This is a genomic window from Maribacter algae (genome assembly GCF_047345745.1).
GTDB lineage: Bacteria > Bacteroidota > Bacteroidia > Flavobacteriales > Flavobacteriaceae > Maribacter.
The window spans coordinates 278571-299206 of the sequence record NZ_JBLFES010000005.1 but is presented as its reverse complement, the minus strand read 5'-3'; the positions used below and the strand labels follow the sequence as shown (position 1 = coordinate 299206).

The following is a 20636-nucleotide window of genomic DNA, read 5'->3' as shown; positions in this document are numbered from 1 at the left end:
TAAGTTCAAAGAAATTAAAAAGACTAACAGTCCGTAAATGTTTAACCTAGTAAGTCTATGGGAATTATAATTTATTAAGTCCGGTAGAAAAACTAGAAATCATCAGCCTAATAATATGCAAAGTTTTAGAACAGAAATAGAGAATCCGGTAGTTCAGAAAGATATTCTGGAGTTGGAACGCAAAATACATGAGTTTCATGGCGGAAAACTGGATGAGGAGAAATTCAGGAGCCTTCGTTTGGCGCGCGGTGTGTATGGTCAACGCCAAGAAGGAGTGCAGATGATTCGTATTAAGTTGCCTTACGGGAAGGTTACTTCCAAACAGTTGCATAGAATTGCGGATGTTTCCGATGAATACTCAAGGGGAAGGTTACATATTACCACGCGTCAAGATATACAGATTCACTATGTAGATTTGAATCGTACGCCCGAGCTTTGGGCAGAGTTGGAGAAAGACGATGTAACGCTTCGCGAAGCATGCGGAAATACAGTTCGTAATGTTACGGCAAGTGAAACAGCGGGGATTGATGTGGATGAACCTTTTGATGTTTCGCCGTATGCGGATGCCCTTTTTAAATACTTTTTAAGAAATCCCATCAGTCAGGAAATGGGAAGAAAATTCAAGGTTTCTTTTTCTGCTTCTGATGCGGATACCGGATTGTCTTACATGCACGATTTAGGCTTTATTGCTAAAATAGAGAACGGTGTAAAAGGTTTCAAAGTAATGTTGGGTGGTGGCCTGGGCTCTCAACCAAGACACGCGGATGTGCTTTTTGAATTTTTGGCTACGGATAAAATTATTCCTTTAATGGAACAGGTAGTGCGTGTTTTTGATAGGTATGGGGAACGTAAAAGCCGCGCTAAGGCTCGTATGAAGTTTTTATTGAAAGATATTGGTCTAGACGGTTTTAAAGCTTTGCTGCAAGACCAACAAAAGGCAATTCCTTTCCATACGTATCCAATTGATGCAGATAATTATCCTGAGGTAGTAGTAGCAAATATAGCAGTTCCCGAGGTTGAGATATCAAATACAGATGCCTTTGAAAAATGGAAGTCTACAAATCTAGTACCCCAAAAGCAAAAGGGTTTCGTAGCTATCGGAATTAAAGTTTTATTGGGCGATTTCTATACAGATAAGGCTAGATTACTAGCGGATTTAGTACAGAAATATGCGGCTGGTGAGTTGAGGTTGTCCTTACGTCAAAATATATTGATCCCTTATGTAAAGGAAGAATTGGTTCCTTTTTTCTATTTGGAATTGGAGAAATTGGGTTTTACGGAAGCAGGGTACAATAAAGCATTGGATATTACCGCTTGTCCGGGAACGGATACGTGTAACTTGGGAATTGCCAGTAGTACCGGCATCGCCGAGGAATTGGAGCGAGTCATTAAGAAAGAATACCCGCAATATATCAGCAATGCAGATGTAGTTATTAAAATTAGTGGCTGTATGAACGCTTGTGGTCAACATAATATGGCCAATATCGGTTTTCAGGGAATGTCCGTTAGGACAAAGGACAAATTGGTCGCGCCTGCACTACAGGTGTTATTGGGCGGCGGAAATATCGGAAATGGCGAGGGCCGTTTTGCGGACAAGGTCGTAAAAGTGCCCAGTAGGAGAGGCCCTGAGGCATTGCGAATTATTTTGGATGATTATGATGCCAATGGGGGCGATTTATCATATTCGGATTATTATTCGGAAAAAGGAGAACATTATTTCTACGATTTATTAAAACACCTTACTGATGTGGACAATCTTACTGCTGAGGATTTCATCGATTGGGGAACCACGGAGAAATACAAGAAAGAAATCGGTATAGGTGAATGTGCCGGTGTGGTCATAGATTTAATAGCAACACTATTGTTTGAAAGTCAGGAAAAAATAGAAAATGCAGAAGCGTTTCTTGCGGAAGATAAATGGGCGGCCAGTATCTACTATTCCTATACTTCCATGGTAAATTCTGCCAAAGCCTTACTTACTGCAGAAAAAGTCAAAGTGAATACACACAACGGCATTATTAAGGATTTTCAGGAAAAGTTTGTGGTAGCTGGCAAATTGGATATAGCGGGGGGCTTTGATACCAAAGTGTTCCAAATCAACGAAAATGAGCCGACAGCGGAATTCGCAAAAAGTTATTTGGCAGATGCAAAGGAATTTTTATCGGCCGTAGCGGATTTTAGAAAATTAGAATTGGCAACGGTGTAGGTTATGTTTGGAAATTACTCAAATACTATAGCATCCGTTACCGAAGGGAAGGAAGGTCCAAATCGAGGTTTGCTAACCGTTATAGGTGCTGGCCCGGGAGACCCGGAACTCCTCACGTTAAAAGCTATAAAAGCGTTACAAAAAGCGGATGTTGTTCTGTACGATGCTTTGGTGAATACAGTTCTTTTAGAATATGCGCCTAAGGCAGAACAGTTATTTGTGGGTAAACGCAAGGGATGTTATGCATATCAACAAGAGCAGATTAATGAACTCATTGTTCAAAGAGCGCAGCAAGGAAAAAAAGTAGTACGATTAAAAGGAGGTGATCCTTTCGTATTTGGCCGTGGTGCGGAAGAGATGGTATATGCTGCCAAGCATAATATAGAAGTTGCTATGGTACCCGGTATCTCTTCCTGTTTATCCGTTCCTGCCTTTCAAAATATTCCGGTGACCAAAAGAGGTTCGGCGGAAAGTTTTTGGGTGATTACGGGGACTACAAAACAACATAAAATATCAGGAGACGTAGCACTTGCGGCTAAGAGTAATGCCACGGTGGTCATCCTCATGGGGATGTCCAAATTATCACAGATCGTAGCCTTGTTCAAAGAAGAGGGGAAATCGGAAACTCCCGTTGCCGTTATTCAAAATGGTACACGAAAAGATGAAAAAATAGGACTGGGAACCATAGTTACCATTGAAAAAGAAGTTGAGAAACAAAAATTATCAAATCCGGCGATTATCATTATCGGAGAAGTAGTTAAGCACCGGGAACAAATTTTAGAGATAAAAGAAAGATATAAAAATAAGAAAGAGTATCAAGTACTTGGTACATAGTATTGAATGGCCAAAGTGCCATCTCAATATTTCATGTACGCAATATGAATTACTGAATATTTAAATTATGATTAAAACAGATATACTTATTATAGGGGCAGGACCAACGGGGTTGTTCACTGTTTTTGAAGCAGGATTGTTAAAATTAAAATGCCATATTATTGATGCCTTGGCACAACCTGGCGGGCAGTGTTCGGAGATATATCCAAAAAAACCTATTTACGATATTCCTGCATTTCCGGAAATATTAGCGGGTGATTTAGTGGATAATCTCATGGAGCAGATTAAACCTTTTGAGCCAGGTTTTACATTGGGCGAACGTGCCGAAACTTTGGATAAGCAAGAAGATGGTTCCTATATCGTTACCACGAACAAAGGAACACAACACCATGCACCAGTTGTGGTAATCGCTGGAGGTCTAGGTTCTTTTGAACCGCGTAAACCGCCCATCGCCAATATAGCGGATTATGAAGACAAAGGAGTAGCCTATATTATAAAAGATCCTGAGATCTACCGCAACAAAAAGGTGCTCATCGCCGGAGGCGGGGACTCGGCTTTAGATTGGTCTATTTTCTTGGCAGATGTTGCCAGTGAAGTAACCTTGGTACACCGTAGAAATGAATTTCGTGGGGCATTGGATTCTGTGGAAAAAGCATCGGAATTGGCAAAATTGGGCAAAATAAAACTATTGACCGAGGCACAAGTAACAGAATTGCATGGAACCGATGAACTTAGCGGATTGGTAGTGAAACACAATGATACCGAGAAGGAGGACAGCTATGTAGAAGTAGATAATTTTATACCGTTGTTCGGGCTTTCCCCTAAGTTGGGACCTATTGGAAATTGGGGCTTGGAGATTGAGAAAAATGCTATCAAGGTCAATAATGCAAAAGATTATCAGACCAATATTCCAGGGGTTTTTGCCATTGGAGACGTAAATACCTATGAAGGAAAGTTAAAGTTGATACTGTCCGGTTTCCATGAGGCGGCGGTCATGTGCCAATATGCCTATCAAATCATAAACCCGGACAAACGTTTCGTAATGAAATACACCACTGTGGGTGGTGTCACAGGATTTGATGGTTCCAAGAAAGAAGCAAAAAAAGAAGTTGTGCAAAGTATTTTATAATTTTGTTCTTAGTGTTTTTTAGCTATTGCCCTTCAATCTTATCTCAAGATTGAAGGGTTTTTATTATCAATAAGAGAAACAAAATACACCTATTAATTTGCTTTTCATAAAGCTGTACTGTTACTTTGCAGTCCGTTCATAAATTTACTATTGTTATCAAGAAAGGTGGAGGGATTAGACCCTTTGAAACCTTAGCAACCCTTGGTTCTCCTGATGCTGATCAGTGACTGAGAAGGTGCTACATTCTATCGGATGCGTAAATTTTGGACATCTCGGCAGATAACCAAAAAAGGTCGTTTAACCTATTTCCTACTTGATGATATTATAGCATTCCTATGCAAGGGCATAGTCGGGCTTTCGGTAGTCGCTTTTTAATAGATCACTTCAGCTAAGCTGAGTGAAAATTAAAAGAGCTTCAACAGAACCTCAATCCCTAATGCAAGAACGAAGATTAAAAATTAAAATGGCAGACATAAAAGACATATTAAAAGAGCGTATTCTGGTGTTGGACGGTGCTATGGGAACCATGCTACAACGTTATAAATTCACTGAGGAGGATTTTCGTGGAGAACGTTTCAAGGACTGGGAACATCCGTTACAGGGCAATAACGATTTATTATCGCTCACGCAGCCGGAAGCGATTGCAGAAGTACATAGGAAGTATTTTGCTGCAGGCGCGGATATCGTAGAGACCAATACTTTTTCTGGGACCACCATCGCCATGGCCGATTATCATATGGAAGATGTGGTGTATGACCTGAACTATGAATCGGCGAGAATTGCAAAAGAAGTAGCTACTGAATTTACGGCAAAAGAACCGCATAAACCTCGTTTCGTTGCCGGGAGTATAGGACCGACCAATAAAACGGCCAGTATGTCTCCAGATGTAAACGACCCTGGTTTTAGGGCTATTTCTTTTGAGGAGTTACGACTAGCATATAAACAACAGGTCGAGGCTTTGTTGGATGGTGGTGCGGATATCCTTTTAGTAGAAACTATTTTTGATACGCTCAATGCAAAAGCGGCACTTTTCGCCATAGAAGAAGTAAAAGAAGAACGAAATATTGAAGTGCCAATAATGGTCAGTGGCACTATTACGGATGCTTCGGGAAGAACATTATCTGGTCAAACGGCAGAGGCATTTCTGATTTCTATTTCGCATATTCCAATTCTTTCCGTAGGATTTAATTGTGCATTGGGGGCAAGTCAATTAGTGCCACATTTGGAGGTAGTTTCCTCCAAAACGGATTATGCCGTTTCAGCTCATCCCAACGCAGGATTGCCGAATGCCTTTGGAGAATACGATGAAACTCCTGAGCAGATGGCTTCACAGATTAAGGAATATGCCGAGAAGGGATTGGTAAATATCGTTGGTGGATGTTGTGGGACAACCCCGGAACATATTACGGCAATAGCGGAAGTTGTGAAAGAATATAACCCTAGACCGTTGTCCGTTGCTCGTTAACGGTTTATCGTCGATTACTGAAAAGTTTAAATGGATTATAAAGAATTAGATATTTGGGTTCAAGCAAGGAAATTGGTAAAAACAGTTTATGTTTTGACAAAATCATTTCCAAAGGATGAACGATTTTCACTTACTTCTCAAATTAAAAGATGTGTAATTTCAGTTCCTTCAAATATCCCTGAGGGGTGCGGAAGACAATCTAGTAAAGAAACAATACATTTTCTTCATATTGCAAGGGGCTCGCTTTTTGAACTAGAGACTCAATTGATTTTAGCAAATGATTGGGGTTACCTGTCTTTTGATTTAAATAATGTTTTACCAGAATTGGAACGAGTTAAAAAGTTGTTGAACGGATTCATTAATTATCACAAAAAATTATGAGTGCATTCAACGAACAACGATTCCTTAAACTCTCAGGTCTTGAACCCTTGGTCGTAACGCCGGAGACTAATTTCATCAATGTTGGGGAGCGCACCAATGTGGCAGGTTCTAAAAAATTTCTTCGATTAATTAAAGAAGAAAAGTTTGAAGAAGCTTTGGATGTTGCACGTGACCAAGTAGAAGGGGGAGCTCAGATCATCGATATCAATATGGACGATGGTTTGATCGATGGTAAAGAAGCTATGGTCAAATTCTTGAATCTGGTCATTGCAGAACCGGACATAGCCCGGGTTCCTATTATGATAGATAGTTCCAAATGGGAAATTATTGAAGCGGGGCTTCAGGTGGTTCAGGGAAAATGCGTGGTGAATTCCATCAGCCTAAAGGAAGGCGAAGAAGAGTTTATTCATCACGCAAAATTGATAAAGCGTTACGGCGCTGCCGTTATCATTATGGCTTTTGACGAGGTGGGGCAGGCAGATAATTATGACAGGCGCATAGAAATTTCAAAACGCTCGTTTGATATTCTGGTAAATCAAGTTGGGTTTCCACCGGAGGATATCATTTTTGATTTGAATATTTTCCCCGTAGCTACGGGGATGGAAGAGCATAAATTGAATGCGCTGGATTTCATCAATGCGACCAAATGGGTACGGGAAAATTTACCATGTTGTAGCGTTAGTGGCGGTGTGAGCAATGTTTCTTTTTCGTTCAGGGGAAATAACCCGGTACGCGAAGCCATGCATTCGGTCTTTTTGTACCACGCGATTAAGGCGGGTATGAATATGGGAATTGTAAACCCGGCAATGTTGGAGGTTTACGATGATATTCCCAAAGATTTATTGGAACATGTTGAGGATGTAATTCTCAACCGTAGAGATGATGCCACGGAACGTTTATTGGAGTTTGCCGAATCTGTTGTGGGAAAAGCAAAAGAGAGCACAGTAGATTTATCATGGCGGCAAGAACCTTTGCAAAACAGAATTACACGTGCTTTAGTAAAGGGAATTGACCAATACGTGGTAGAAGATGTAGAAGAGGCAAGACAGGTTTCAGATAAACCTATCGAGGTTATTGAAGGATATTTAATGACCGGGATGAACGTTGTGGGCGACTTATTTGGAAGCGGAAAAATGTTTCTGCCACAAGTGGTAAAATCTGCCCGCGTGATGAAAAAAGCAGTTGCGTATTTACTCCCATATATTGAAGAGGAAAAGTTAAATAACCCCCAGCCGCAAAGTGTTAATGGAAACGGTAAAATCCTCATGGCTACGGTAAAAGGAGACGTACACGATATTGGTAAAAATATTGTGAGCGTAGTGTTGGCCTGTAACAATTATGAGATAGTGGATTTAGGGGTGATGGTACCTCCGGAAAAAATAATCAAAGCTGCTATAGAACATAATGTGGATATCATTGGTCTAAGCGGACTCATAACTCCATCTTTGGATGAAATGGTATTTCTGGCCAAGGAAATGGAACGTCAAAACTTTAAGGTTCCACTTTTAATTGGCGGTGCCACGACCAGTAAAGCACATACGGCGGTAAAAATAGACCCACAATATAGCAGTGCCGTGGTACATGTAAATGATGCTTCCCGAGCTGTAACAGTGGTGGGCGATTTATTGCAACCGGACAGTTCAACCTCATATAAAAAGAATTTGAAGCTGGATTATGAGGAGTTTCGGGATAAGTTTTTAAAACGAACCAAAAAGAAAGAATATAAAACCATTGAAGCGGCACGTGCCAATAAGTTTAAAATTGATTGGAATACCGCTGAAATCGTAAAACCAAAAAAACTGGGAATCCAAATTATAGAAGATTTGGAATTGAAGAAGTTGGTCGATTTTATTGACTGGTCGCCATTTTTTAGAAGTTGGGATTTACACGGAAAATATCCGGATATTTTGAATGATAAAATTGTCGGCGAACAAGCCAAAGAGCTTTTTACCGATGCTCAAACCATGTTGAAAGACATCGTTTCCAATAAAAAATTGAAGGCTAAAGCTATTTTTGGACTATTTCCTGCTAATTCCATAAACGATGATGATATCGAAGTTATGTTTTCTCCCCTTTCGGGGGAGATGTCCAAAGGTCAGAGGGGGATTTTTAGAACCCTCCGCCAACAGCTAAAACGTCGGGAAGGCGTTCCTGATTACGCGTTAGCCGATTTCATAGCTCCGAAAAAATCGGGAATTCAAGATTACATTGGCTGTTTTTGTGTAAGTACAGGATTTGGCACGGCTGAGTTGGCAAAAGAATACGAGAAGAATCTTGACGATTACAGTGCTATCATGATAAAAGCTTTGGCCGATCGTTTTGCTGAGGCATTTGCCGAATATTTACATAAAGAAGTGAGAACCAAACATTGGGGATATGCTACCAATGAAGGTTTGTCCAATGAGGAGCTGATAAAAGAATCGTACAAAGGAATAAGACCTGCACCGGGGTACCCGGCCTGTCCCGACCATTTGGAAAAATTAACGATTTGGGAACTTTTAAAGGTAGAGGAGAAAATTGGGGTGAAACTAACGGAAAGTTTGGCCATGTGGCCTGCAGCTTCGGTGAGTGGGTATTATTTTGGAAATCCTGAGGCCAGGTATTTTGGATTGGGAAAAATAAAGGAAGACCAAGTGGCAGATTTTGCCCGGAGAAAAGGAATATCTTTGGAAGAAGCCATGAAGTGGTTGGCGCCTAATATTGATGAGAGTTAATGGTTCAGAGTTGATAGTAAAAAAGAATGGATTATACGGAATTAGAAGTATGGAAAGAATCACGCAAATTGGTGAGTGGTATGTATATGGTCACAAAATCTTTTCCAAAAGATGAATTATATGGTTTGACTGGTCAAATGAGAAGATGCGCAGTTTCAATTCCGTCAAATATCGCTGAGGGTTGCGGTCGAAGAACTTCAGCGGACACCGTTCAGTTTCTTCATATATCAAAAGGTTCTTTGTATGAACTTGAGACTCAACTTTTTCTAGCCCTAGATCAAAACTATTTAGATGGTGAAAGTTTTAAAAATCAAATCACACAAATAACCCTTTGTAAAAAATTGCTAAGCGGTTTCATCAAGTATTTTAAAAATAAGAAATAATCACTGAATCTTTTTTCAATTTCTACAAACCATCAACTCTCAACCGTCAACTATTTAGAGAATGAAAGTAACAGAGCATATAGAAAACGCAAAAGGAAAAACCTTGTTTTCCTTTGAGATCATACCACCGGTAAAGGGTCGGAATATTCAAGAGTTATATGATAATATAGACCCGTTGATGGAGTTTAAGCCTCCTTTTATTGATGTGACCACATCTCGTGAAGAGACCATTTATGTGCAAAAAGAAGGGCTGTTGGATAAGAAAACCACACGTATGCGCCCTGGTACGGTAGGTATTTGCGCCTCAATTCAACATAAATACGATGTGGATACCGTGCCGCACGTAATTTGTGGTGGTTTTACCAAGGAAGAAACGGAATATATGTTGATAGATTGTCATTATCTAGGCATTCAAAACGTAATGGCCCTACGGGGCGATGCTATGCGTGAGCAACAGTATTTTGAACCTACAAAAGGTGGTCATGCTTATGCGAAAGGCCTAGTGGAACAGATTCAAAACTTAAACTGTGGTACCTATTTGCATGAGGTTATAGAATCCGATAATTGTGCCGATTTCTGTATCGGCGTGGCAGGTTATCCAGAAAAGCACTTGGAGGCACCCTCTTTACAGTCCGATTTAAAACGATTGAAACAAAAAGTGGACGCCGGAGCGGATTATGTAGTAACCCAGATGTTTTTTGACAATCGGAAATATTTTGAATTTGTTGAAGCCGCCAAAGAAATGGATATTAATGTACCGATAATTCCAGGGATTAAACCTATTGCCGTTAAGCGGCACTTGCAATTGCTGCCCCAGGTTTTCCGTATCGATTTACCACAAGATCTGATCGATGCTCTAGACGCTTGTGAGAACAATAAAGCAGTAAGGCAAGTGGGCATAGACTGGGCCATACAACAATCCAAAGAGCTTAAAGAAGCCGGAGTGCCTGTTCTGCACTATTATTCCATGGGAAAATCGGACAACATCAAAGCGATTGCAAAAGAGATGTTTTAAAGGGTCGATAGTAGATAGTTGTTCGTTGGTGGCTATTCGTTTAAAAACCATCAATGGTCAACGATAAACCAACAACAAGTCCTATTTTTACATCCCATGAAGCTTAGATTTCTTTTTTGCCTACTTTTTTCAATCGTGTATTGTACTGCCCAAGATGGGGAAGAGGTGAAAAAATATACCTTGGATGCCAGTCAGTTTTATGGTTCTGTCCTTTTACACAATCCGGATATTTCACATCTGATCGCGAACCATCCGGGCGGGATTATTTTAGGTTTTAATCGTAAGACCTATGGCTATAAGGAATGGGAAAGTTTATACAACTATCCGGATTATGGGGCTTCGTTTATTTATCAGGACATGAACAATGAGACGTTGGGCAAGAATTTTGGTCTCTATGCGCATTACAATTTCTATTTTTTTAAACGAAACATGCAGTTTAGGGTGGGGCAGGGCATTGCCTACACCACGAATCCATATGATAGGGAAACCAATTTTAGGAACAGTGCCTATGGTTCGGATTTTTTGAGCTCTACCTATTTAATGCTCAATTACTATAAGGAAAATGTATATAAAGGTTTAGGTTTTAAAGCAGGTGTTTCTATCATCCATTACTCCAATGCAAATTTTAGGGCTCCCAATACCTCTACCAACACTTTTGCCTTCAATGCCGGGTTGACCTATGATTTGGATGGCGGCAAAGAAGTGATGTACTTGCCCAAGGCGGAAAAAGTAAAAGTGACGGAACCTATCAAGTATAATTTAATATTGCGGAGCGGTTTAAATGAAAGTGATGTCATTGGCTCGGGCCAATACGGATTTTTTATTTTTTCCGCTTATGCGGATAAGCGTTTGGGCAGAAAAAGTGCCATTCAATTGGGTACGGATGTTTTCTTTTCTAATTTTCTAAAAGAATTGATTCGTTTTCAGGCCACTTCTTTTCCTGAAATGGAGGTTGCCGCGGATACGGATTATAAAAGGGCAGGGGTCTTCTTGGGGCATGAATTGTTTATCAATAAAATGAGTATTGTCGCCCAGTTGGGATATTATGTATATTATCCGTTTGATTTTGAAGGTCGTGTGTATAACCGTGTTGGTCTAAAGCGATATTTTGGTGATAAGATTTTTGGCGCTATTACCCTAAAATCTCATGGAGCTGCGGCAGAAGCGGTAGAATTTGGAATAGGAATACGACTATGAGGAGATTAATAGAATATAGCTGTCCAGTCGAGCGGAGTCGAGACCTACTTTGTACACTTTTGGTCGGTTTTGGTCTTTTACTTTTGTCTGGCTGCAACTCCGAAAATGCTCCTGATTGCTTCCAGAATGCTGGCAATTTGGTTCGAGAGGAAATTGCACTTCCTACATTTAATAAAATCACCGTATTTGAAAAAATCGCTTTAATCGTAAAACAGGGCGATGTGCAAAAAGTAGAAATAGAAACGGGTGAGTTTTTATTGGAAGAAGTCAGTGCAAATGTTGAAGAAGGTAGATTGATCGTAAGAAATGAAAATGGTTGTAACCTTTTTCGCGAGTATGGCATTACGACGATTTATGTAACATCGCCCAATATTAATGAAATACGAAGTAGTACGGGTCTCAAAATCAGTAGTGACGGTATTCTAAATTATCCTAGCCTAACACTCTTTTCCGAAAGTTTTACGTTTCCTGAATCGGAAACAACGGATGGGGAATTTGATTTGGAACTAAGTTCGGAAAACGTCAGCGTTGTATCAAATGGGATAGCTTATTTTAAATTGAGCGGTAACACGGAAAATTTAAGACTTACCATTGCAGCTGGAGATTCTCGGATAGAGGCCGAAAATCTAACGGCGCAAACCGTAAGTTTAAATCACAGGGGTTCCAATGATATTTTGGTCAATCCTCAAGTGGGTATCAGCGGAATTATTAGAGGTTATGGTGATGTAATAAGTTTTAACCGACCAGAAACAATTGCTGTTGAAGAGATTTTCAATGGTAGGTTACTATTTAGATAGTGCCAAGCTAAGCGATTAAGGACCAAAATATACGCTGTTAAACTTTTAATGTCATTCCGAATGGAATGTGGAATCTCATTTTCTATTAATTGGATTTCTCACTATGTTCGAAATTACAAATGCTTATCAATGAATTCCGTTTTAAAGTACATAAAACATTTATTTTCTCCATTAAAAGAAACTACTGTTGATAACATTAAATGGAAGGAGCTTTTAACAGCCGATGGGTTGTTACAGGATTTGATTGATAATGAAAAGATTCCTGGATTGGCAATAACTGTTTTAAAAGATGGAAAAAAACACTTTCAGAAAGGCTATGGTTATGCCAATTTGGAAACTAAAACTTTGGTACATCCTCAAAAAACAGTTTTCCGTATCGCCAGTGTTTCTAAACCCGTAGCGGCAACTGCTTTGGCGCACATGGTTGTTGATGGACTTATCGATTTGGATACTTCATTTTATGAATATGTATCCTATTATCCGAAGAAGAAATGGGATTTTACCATAAGACAGCTAGCAAGCCATACCGCTGGGATAAGGGGGTATAAAGGAGCCGAATACGGATTGAGCAAACCCTATTCCATTAAAGAAAGTATCAATATTTTCAAGGACGATGCGCTTCTTTTTGAACCCGGAACGGACTATCTGTACAATAGCTTTGATTGGGTTTTAATATCTCTGGCAATGCAGGAGGTAAGTGGAATTCCATTTGAGGAGTATGTGCAAGAAAAAGTACTGATACCTTTGGGAATGAAAAATACATTTGCACCGGAAGGGTATAAGAAGTCATTTCTAGCAGAGCGAGAAATCTATTTTTCAGAATTCTATTCCAAAGGCCGACTCGATTTTAGGGAAGCCATTCCCGTAAACAATTATTACAAGTTGGCTGCAGGGGGATATTTGTCCACTTCTGAGGATATCGCCAAGTTTGGACAGGCGTATTTAAATGGAGAAATTTTAAACGAAAAAGTGCTATCCCCTTTTTTGACTTCTGAAAAAATAAATGGAAAACCGACACATTATGGTTTAGGTTGGCAAGTGAGCGAAGATAAACAGGGCAGACCTTACTTTGGACATATCGGTAATGGAGTTGGGGGCTATTCCAACTTTTTTGTGTATCCCAATGAGCAAATGGTTTTTTCGATATTAACAAACTGTACAAATCCAAATATTCAAGAGGCGTTGGATGCAGTTGTTGATAGTTTTATCAATAATACCTCCCTATCATAGGATGCTCTACAATTGTTTTTTTCAGTTCGAACGGGTCTATGCTGCCCATTTTCCGGTACACTATTTCTCCTCCCGGAGCCACTAAGGCGGTATAGGGTAAAGCGCCGTCCCATTCCGGGTCTACCGCCTCTATCATTTTATATTTATCCTCTTCCGAGTAAATATAATTGTTGAGTGCGGAATGTTGTTTACGTAGAAATTTTAGTGCACGGTCTTTGGATTTCATATTGTCCGCACTAATGGAAATAAATTCAAAATCCCTGCCGCGATACATTCTGTGAATATCAACAAATTCAGGATATTCATGCACGCAAGGGCCACACCATGTAGCCCATAGATTTATAAGACGTAGTTTATCCGTATCATTTTGAAAAAGTGTTTGGATCCCTTGCGCATCAAGTTCCTCTAAGGTTACTTCTTTTTCCTTCCACTCCTTATTGATTTTTTTGGCATAGTCATCTTTCCAAGCCCATTTTACCGAACAACCAAACGTTTTAGTGACAGCTTCATCAATAGCTTTTCCCGCTAAAGTATTATCAATTGCATTTCTCACATCTTCCGCATTTGCCGTACCAGGTTTTTCGGAAGCATCTAACCTTCCTACATAAGTGAGTTCCCGTTCCTTGTTGAATACAAAAGTATGGGGTGTAGCTACTGGACCATATTTAAGGGACGCTTCGTGAGTGTCACCGTCGTACAAATAGGGAAAATTATAAGATTTGTCCACAGCCCTCGTCTTCATATCTTCAAAAGAATCGCCAAGATCACTGTACCCTAACTCGTTCAATAACAATCCGTTTATAGAATTGGGGGATATGGCAACGATCTGCACGTTTTTGTTTTGATAATCTTTGGCAAGTTGAATGATTCGATCTTCATAAGCCTGAGCGGTCGGGCAGTGGTTGCATGTAAATACGATGACCAACACTTCTGAACCATTGTAATCGTTCAAGGAATGAAACTTACCATCGGTACCGGGTAACTTAAAATCCGGGGCTTTTTGTCCAATTTTCAAAGTAATTACTTCTTGTTTTGGAACGGACTGTGGTTTGGCTACAAAAAAGGCCGTCTCTTCAGTGGAAGATTCTTCTACCATAGTAGCATTGCTATCCTTTTGTTTTTCCTTACAGGAAATGATTAGTAATATGCTGAATAACAGAAATGTGAATTGCGCCTTCATTTAAAACCTAAATATTTACTCCTAAATTTAAATATTCTAATTGAAGATTATACCGGTATTATGAATTATTTAAAATTGAATCTAACATTCTAGATTTCTATTCCGATGGATTCATATACAAATTGAAATACATTTTTGAATAGTTACATAAGCAATATATGAAACTATAGTTCTTTCAGAAGTGCATAGGATAACTCATAAAGCCTAATTAGAGGATTCTTTTTTCAACCAAGTTAATGGTAGTAGCTCATTAGGAAATGGTGCTAATAATAACTATATTGCACCATATCTATTATTTTATGCGAACTACTAGAAAGTCAATAACATTTACGGATCAACAGGATAGCTGGATAAAGCTTAGAGTTGAAAAAGGGGATTTCACTAACGATAGTGAATATATTCGTGATTTGGTAAGAAAAGACCAAGCGGAGAATATGAAACTTTTAGAATTAAAACAAGCTATTGATGAGGGGTTGCAAAGCGGTAGAAGCCCCCTAAAAATTCGTGATATAATCAGGAAGGTAGATAATGGGAATTTATAATCTATCTACTAGAGCTCAATTTGATATTGTAGGTATATATAAACATGGTATAAAGTTTTTTGGCGCGAAGCAAGCTTCGGATTATTTAATTCAATTAGAAGGTTTTTTGGAAGAATTGGCTGAACGTCCTGAATTAGCTAGAGATGCTTCTCCAATAGCAAATGCTTTGAAATTTTATAATTTCAAAGGCCATGTTATCTATTATTTATTTGACGGTCATGGGGAAATATACGTGGTTAGGGTACTTGGCAAAAGAATGAATTTTGAAGAACATCTATAAAGTTCAAATAATCTCTTTCTATAATTAAAGAAATATTCATAAATCATATTTTTCTTAGCAGAAATTGAAATTCTGTCCTGTTCGTAGTTTTTGATTTTATCGAGCGGAATATTCAACACTTTTTAAAATACACCAAGTCACTTTTTAATTTATCGGTTACAGTTAATAGTAAGGAATATTGCTTTGAAAAGGCGATTCAGAATATTTAATATGGCGAATAGGCAAAGCATATCTGTCTTCTTGAGCATAACGGGGTTTTAATTATCATAAAAAACTATTAAACACTATTCATAATTAAAATGTTTAAAGATTAATAATTAACTTTAAACAAAAATTTATATAATGAAAAAAATAGGAATACTAGTTTTACTTTTTGGAATGTGTTTAACAGGTTTGCAAGCACAGGAAATTACTGCGTTCCCCGGAATGTGGGGAGAAGCTTTTTATCAGGACAAAGAAAAATTGACTTGGAAAGAAATTGATAAAATTATGAGAGAAAGCCAAGTCGCGGAGATGCACTGGCAGAAATCAAAAAAACAAGCGTTAGGAGGTTTAGTGTTTGGAGCTGCTAATTTTGGTTCGGCTATTTGGTTAATTTCCAATCTTGATAAAAACGAACCTTTGACTGGTCCGGCCATTGCAGTCGCGGGAACTGGGCTTATAGGCGGTATTTTCTTTCATGCTTCTTCCAAAAACAAAAAAATGGCAATATTGGAATATAACGATGCTTTGGGTAAGAAAATGTCCTATAAGCTGGTGCCGATCAGCAATCAAAAAGGATTGGGCCTGGCATTGAAATTTTAAGAATTGCTATAAAATTTAAACATTGCATAGAGAATCATCAATATTTATTTGCATCGATGCGAAAATTATAAAAAAATATTCCTTTTTGAGGTATATTGAATTTTATTACTACATTAGCTCCAAGTTATAGGATAATGACAAAGCAATATTTCTGGAACGGTTTCTTTTTTTACTTCTTTTTTAAGAGAAGTACGGGACTGTTGTAGTATATAATAAAATACATATCAATTGAAGTCCCGTGAAAAACGGGGCTTTTTTTTGTTTAAAACTTGAGGTTTTGATGCTCCTAAAACTATTATCAGGAGTTAAGTTAGAAGTAATGAAACTAAAAATAGCCATACAGGGAATAAAAGGTTCCAACCATCATCAGGTAGCAAAAGACTATTTTGGTAATGATACGGAAATGGTAGAGTGCCTATCTTTTGATACGCTTGTAGACCAACTCTTGGAAGGCAAAGCGGATAAGGGCATCATGGCCATTGAGAATTCCATTGCCGGTTCCATCATACCTAATTACGCACTCGTATATCAAAATAACCTGCATATTATTGGGGAATATTACTTGAACATCCATCACAATTTGATGGTTTTAAAAGGTCAGAAATTAGAGGATATTAGAGAGGTTTCATCACATCCCATGGCATTGTTACAGTGTAAGGAGTTTTTTAAGAAGTATCCACACATAAAATTGGTAGAAGATGTAGATACCGCGGAAACGGCAAAGCGTATTCAAGAACAGAATTTATCGTATTTAGCGGCCATTGCGCCAAAGGTGGCAGCCGAATTATATGGTTTGGACATCGTAGCGGACGACATCCAAACCATAAAGAATAATGCCACCCGATTTATTATTGTAAAAACAAAAAATAAAGAGCTTCCCAAGTCCGAAATCAATAAGGCGTCTTTACGGTTTATTACGGACCACAAACGCGGGAGTTTGGCCACTGTCCTTAATGTGATGAGCGATTGCAATTTAAATCTGACCAAGATACAGTCGCTTCCGGTGATAGAAACACCTTGGAAGTATGCTTTTTTTGTGGATGTCACCTTTGGTGAATATCAAGCTTTTGACAAGGCGAAAGCACTTTTGAATATCATGTTGGAGGATTTTAAAGTATTGGGAGAATATAAAAATGCCATGCGATGATACAAACAGCGGATAGGCTTAAAACAGTCCAGGAATACTACTTCTCCAAAAAATTAAGAGAGGTAAGGGGGCTTGCAGCGGAAGGAAAACCCATTATCAATATGGGAATCGGGAGTCCCGATCTTTCGCCTTCACAAAGTGTAATAGAAAGTATCCAGAAAGCAGTGCTGGATTTAGGTGCGCATCAGTACCAAAGCTATCAGGGATTGCCGGAATTAAGAAAGGCAATTGCATTATTTTATAAAAATAAGTTTAATGTAAGTGTGGATGCCAATTCGGAAATATTGCCCCTTATGGGTTCTAAAGAGGGCATTATGCACATAAGTATGGCCTTTCTGAACGATGGGGACGAAGTACTTATCCCAAACCCGGGGTATCCAACCTACGCATCGGTTACCAAATTGGTCGGTGCTTCCGAAAAATATTATGATTTAACCGAGGCAAATGGGTGGTTTCCAGATATTGAAGCGCTGGAGAAAAAAGATTTGAGCAAAGTAAAATTAATGTGGTTGAGCTACCCGCATATGCCTACGGGCGCTAACGCAACGATAGCGCAATTCAAAAAGTTGGTGGCTTTTGCCAAACAGCATCATATTTTGTTGGTGAATGACAATCCGTACAGTTTCGTTTTGAACAGCGAACCTAAAAGCATCTTGACCATTGAAGGGGCCAAAGAGGTGTGTTTAGAACTGAATTCTCTAAGTAAAACCTTCAACATGGCCGGTTGGCGCGTAGGTTTTGTGTTAGGGAGTCAGGAGCATATCAGTGCCGTTTTAAAAGTGAAGAGCAATATGGATTCCGGTATGTTCTATGGCATCCAAAAAGGAGCGATAACCGCCTTGGAAAGCGCGGATATTTGGTATGAGCAATTGAATAATGTATATGAAAAGCGTAAAAAATTGGTTTGCCAGTTAGCGGACAAACTTAGCTGTACCTATGATAAAAATGCCGTTGGAATGTTTCTATGGGCCAAATTACCCAAAGGGATTGCATCGGCCGAAAGATTTATAGATGATATACTTTATGAAAAGGATATTTTCATCACTCCAGGTATTATTTTTGGCAGTAACGGGGAAGGATATATTCGATTTTCATTATGTGTAACAGAGGAAAAAATAAAAGAAGCAATAGATAGGTTTTAATTAGTTGTTTGTTGTCGGTTGATGATAAATATTAATGATGAATTTAAAAAAATGAAGCAATCAACGAACAACGAACAACGGACAACTAAAGCGAAGCGATAATAATGAACGTATTTGCAGTGGGTATAGGTTTAATAGGAGGGTCTTTCATGAAAGACTTAAAGGCAAAGATGCCCGAAACCGTTATCTATGGTATTGACGTTAATGAATCTCATTTGGAAGAGGCATTGGAGTTGAATATCATCGATAAGAAATCTAGTTATGATGAACTGCATCTAGCGGATTTTGTCCTCGTCAGTATCCCTGTAGATGTTATGGTTGAAGAGCTTCCCAAAATTTTGGATAAGATTTCGGATGACTGTGTGGTATGTGATGCCGGGTCTACCAAGGAACTTATTTGCAAAGTTTTGGACGGGCACGTTAAACGAAGAAATTATTTAGCTTGTCACCCCATTGCGGGAACGGAATTTTCAGGTCCGTCTGCCGCTATAAACGGACTGTTCAATGGAAAAGCAAACATTATTTGCGAGGTAGAGAAGACGGCATTTAAGCTTCAGGAGAAAGCACTCTCTATTTTTCAGTTGTTGGGAATGCGCATACGCTATATGAATCCTAAGGCGCACGATAAGCATATCGCATATGTATCACACTTATCGCACATAAGTTCCTTTATGTTGGGGAAAACGGTCATTGAGAAGGAGAAAAACGAACGTGATATTTTTGATATGGCGGGTAGTGGATTTGAAAGTACGGTTCGTTTGGCCAAAAGTTCACCGGCCATGTGGACTCCTATTTTTCAGCAAAATAAAGAGAACGTTATAGAAACATTGGAAGAATATATCCAAAATCTATCCGATTTTAAAGAGTTATTGCTCAAGGACAATTTTGAAGGAATTTATAATGAAATGAATAACACAAACAAAATAAAATCAATATTAAAAGGTATACCACTGAACAAAAAATGATTTTAGAGTCAAGAGCATATAAAAATAGATAGTAGAATAAACAATTAATATTTAAATAGAAGAAGATGTAAGATGGTGAAAACTTTACCCTTCACCTTTTTGCCCTTCAGCCAAAAACAAAGTAATGGAGAATACAAAAGAAATGAGAACATGGTTGGATGATATGGGTTTAGACCATCCACTAGTAATAGCAGGGCCATGTAGTGCGGAAACCGAAGAGCAAGTATTGCGCATTGCGCATGACTTAAAAGATACCGATGTAAACTACTACCGCGCAGGTATTTGGAAGCCAAGAACGCGTCCTGGCAATTTTGAGGGCGTTGGTGCTTTAGGTTTAAAATGGCTCCAAAAAGTAAAAGAGGAAACCGGATTAAAAACGGCAACGGAGGTGGCCAATAGAGCACATGTTGAGCTGGCTTTGGAGCATGATGTGGATTTGTTGTGGATCGGAGCACGTTCAACCGTTAGTCCTTTTATCATGCAAGAATTGGCAGATGCCTTGGAAGGAACTGATAAAATTGTATTGGTAAAGAATCCTGTAAATCCGGATTTAGCATTATGGTTAGGAGGAATTGAAAGATTGCATACTGCCGGAATAAATAAATTAGGAGCGATTCATAGGGGATTTTCGACCTACGAAAAATCAAAATACAGGAACATTCCGGAATGGCAACTGGCAATTGAATTCCAAAATAAATTTCCCGATTTGCCATTGATCAACGACCCATCGCACATTACGGGGAAACGCGATATGATTTTTGATGTATCGCAAACCGCATTGGACTTGAATTTTGATGGATTGATGATTGAAACGCATCACGACCCGGATAATGCATGGAGTGATGCTGCACAACAAGTAACACCGGACAAATTAGTGCAGATCATGAAAGATTTGAAAATACGAAAGGAGACTGATGTGGAAGCCGAGTACAATACAAAATTGAGCAATCTAAGGGCTCAAATAGATATCATAGACAATCAATTGATAGATACCTTAGGAAAAAGAATGAAAATTTCCGATAGCATTGGAGAATTGAAAAAACAAAAGAACGTAGCGGTGTTACAATCCAATCGTTGGAACCAGATTTTGGGTAAAATGATTTTGGAAGGAGAAACCCGTGGACTCAGTGAAGAGTTTGTACTGAGGATGTTCAAGGCAATTCACCAAGAGTCCATTAATCATCAAGAAAAAATAGTAAAGGCATAGTTTTAGAGTGCTACTATT

At 38.9% G+C, this 20636-nt stretch carries 19 protein-coding genes and 1 riboswitch; of the genes, 18 read left to right on the top strand and 1 reads right to left on the bottom strand.

The genetic code is table 11. The features are described from left to right. Positions 1–115: 115 nt before the first annotated feature. The 11 genes from ACKWBX_RS17865 (at position 116) to ACKWBX_RS17815 (ending at position 13351) form a co-directional block, all read left to right on the top strand. Positions 116–2206 carry a nitrite reductase gene (locus ACKWBX_RS17865; protein WP_413970085.1) on the top strand — a complete coding sequence of 697 codons (2091 nt, stop codon included), beginning with the start codon at positions 116–118 and terminating at the stop codon, positions 2204–2206. Positions 2207–2209: 3 nt separating this feature from the next. Then, the gene (gene cobA, locus ACKWBX_RS17860; RefSeq protein ID WP_413970084.1) at positions 2210–3040 is read left to right on the top strand and encodes a uroporphyrinogen-III C-methyltransferase; all 831 of its coding nucleotides are present in this window, start codon (positions 2210–2212) and stop codon (positions 3038–3040) included. A gap of 67 nt (positions 3041–3107) precedes the next feature. Next, complete coding sequence (locus ACKWBX_RS17855; RefSeq protein WP_413970083.1) at positions 3108–4169, top strand: NAD(P)/FAD-dependent oxidoreductase; 1062 nt, start codon at positions 3108–3110, stop codon at positions 4167–4169. Positions 4170–4319: 150 nt separating this feature from the next. Then, positions 4320–4455: riboswitch (SAM riboswitch) on the top strand. 177 nt (positions 4456–4632) lie between these two features. After that, positions 4633–5634 (top strand): homocysteine S-methyltransferase family protein, encoded by a 1002-nt coding sequence (locus tag ACKWBX_RS17850; RefSeq protein ID WP_413970082.1) that lies wholly within the window; start codon positions 4633–4635, stop codon positions 5632–5634. A gap of 30 nt (positions 5635–5664) precedes the next feature. Continuing rightward, on the top strand, positions 5665–6015 hold the full coding sequence (locus ACKWBX_RS17845) for a four helix bundle protein (protein WP_413970081.1): 351 nt from the start codon (positions 5665–5667) through the stop codon (positions 6013–6015). Continuing rightward, positions 6012–8729, top strand: a complete 2718-nt coding sequence (metH, locus tag ACKWBX_RS17840) for a methionine synthase (protein ID WP_413970080.1) — start codon at positions 6012–6014, stop codon at positions 8727–8729. Before ACKWBX_RS17845 ends, metH begins: the two co-directional genes overlap by 4 nt. Positions 8730–8755: 26 nt before the next feature. Further along, a complete protein-coding gene (locus ACKWBX_RS17835; RefSeq protein WP_413970079.1) occupies positions 8756–9112 on the top strand; it encodes a four helix bundle protein in 357 nt (118 codons plus the stop codon). A 61-nt stretch (positions 9113–9173) separates the two neighbouring features. Further along, positions 9174–10127, top strand: coding sequence for a methylenetetrahydrofolate reductase [NAD(P)H] (gene metF / locus ACKWBX_RS17830; RefSeq protein ID WP_413970078.1), 954 nt, complete (start codon positions 9174–9176; stop codon positions 10125–10127). 96 nt (positions 10128–10223) lie between these two features. Further along, positions 10224–11324, top strand: coding sequence for an acyloxyacyl hydrolase (locus ACKWBX_RS17825; protein WP_413970077.1), 1101 nt, complete (start codon positions 10224–10226; stop codon positions 11322–11324). Beyond that, positions 11321–12121: a head GIN domain-containing protein gene (locus ACKWBX_RS17820; RefSeq protein ID WP_413970076.1), complete on the top strand. Its 801-nt coding sequence runs from the start codon at positions 11321–11323 to the stop codon at positions 12119–12121. The genes ACKWBX_RS17825 and ACKWBX_RS17820 overlap by 4 nt, the downstream gene beginning before the upstream one ends. 129 nt (positions 12122–12250) lie before the next feature. After that, complete coding sequence (locus tag ACKWBX_RS17815; protein WP_413970075.1) at positions 12251–13351, top strand: serine hydrolase domain-containing protein; 1101 nt, start codon at positions 12251–12253, stop codon at positions 13349–13351. Here ACKWBX_RS17815 and ACKWBX_RS17810 read toward each other — a convergent pair. Then, positions 13329–14531, bottom strand: coding sequence for a redoxin domain-containing protein (locus ACKWBX_RS17810; protein WP_413970074.1), 1203 nt, complete (start codon positions 14529–14531; stop codon positions 13329–13331). The genes ACKWBX_RS17815 and ACKWBX_RS17810 overlap by 23 nt on opposite strands. Before the next feature lie 299 nt (positions 14532–14830). Here ACKWBX_RS17810 and ACKWBX_RS17805 point away from each other — a divergent pair, with 299 nt between their 5' ends. From ACKWBX_RS17805 to ACKWBX_RS17775, 7 genes are all read left to right on the top strand, one after another. Beyond that, positions 14831–15073, top strand: coding sequence for a type II toxin-antitoxin system ParD family antitoxin (locus ACKWBX_RS17805; protein WP_413970073.1), 243 nt, complete (start codon positions 14831–14833; stop codon positions 15071–15073). Continuing rightward, a complete protein-coding gene (locus ACKWBX_RS17800; RefSeq protein WP_413970072.1) occupies positions 15060–15353 on the top strand; it encodes a type II toxin-antitoxin system RelE/ParE family toxin in 294 nt (97 codons plus the stop codon). Before ACKWBX_RS17805 ends, ACKWBX_RS17800 begins: the two co-directional genes overlap by 14 nt. Positions 15354–15695: 342 nt before the next feature. After that, positions 15696–16157 (top strand): hypothetical protein, encoded by a 462-nt coding sequence (locus tag ACKWBX_RS17795; RefSeq protein WP_413970071.1) that lies wholly within the window; start codon positions 15696–15698, stop codon positions 16155–16157. A 319-nt stretch (positions 16158–16476) separates the two neighbouring features. Next, positions 16477–17304, top strand: a complete 828-nt coding sequence (locus ACKWBX_RS17790; RefSeq protein WP_413970070.1) for a prephenate dehydratase — start codon at positions 16477–16479, stop codon at positions 17302–17304. Further along, on the top strand, positions 17301–18446 hold the full coding sequence (locus ACKWBX_RS17785) for a pyridoxal phosphate-dependent aminotransferase (RefSeq protein WP_413970069.1): 1146 nt from the start codon (positions 17301–17303) through the stop codon (positions 18444–18446). The genes ACKWBX_RS17790 and ACKWBX_RS17785 overlap by 4 nt, the downstream gene beginning before the upstream one ends. Before the next feature lie 104 nt (positions 18447–18550). Beyond that, complete coding sequence (locus ACKWBX_RS17780) at positions 18551–19411, top strand: prephenate dehydrogenase (RefSeq protein WP_413970068.1); 861 nt, start codon at positions 18551–18553, stop codon at positions 19409–19411. Between the two features lie 124 nt (positions 19412–19535). Continuing rightward, entirely contained in the window at positions 19536–20618 is a 1083-nt protein-coding gene (locus tag ACKWBX_RS17775; protein ID WP_413970067.1) for a chorismate mutase, read from the top strand. Positions 20619–20636: the final 18 nt, after the last annotated feature.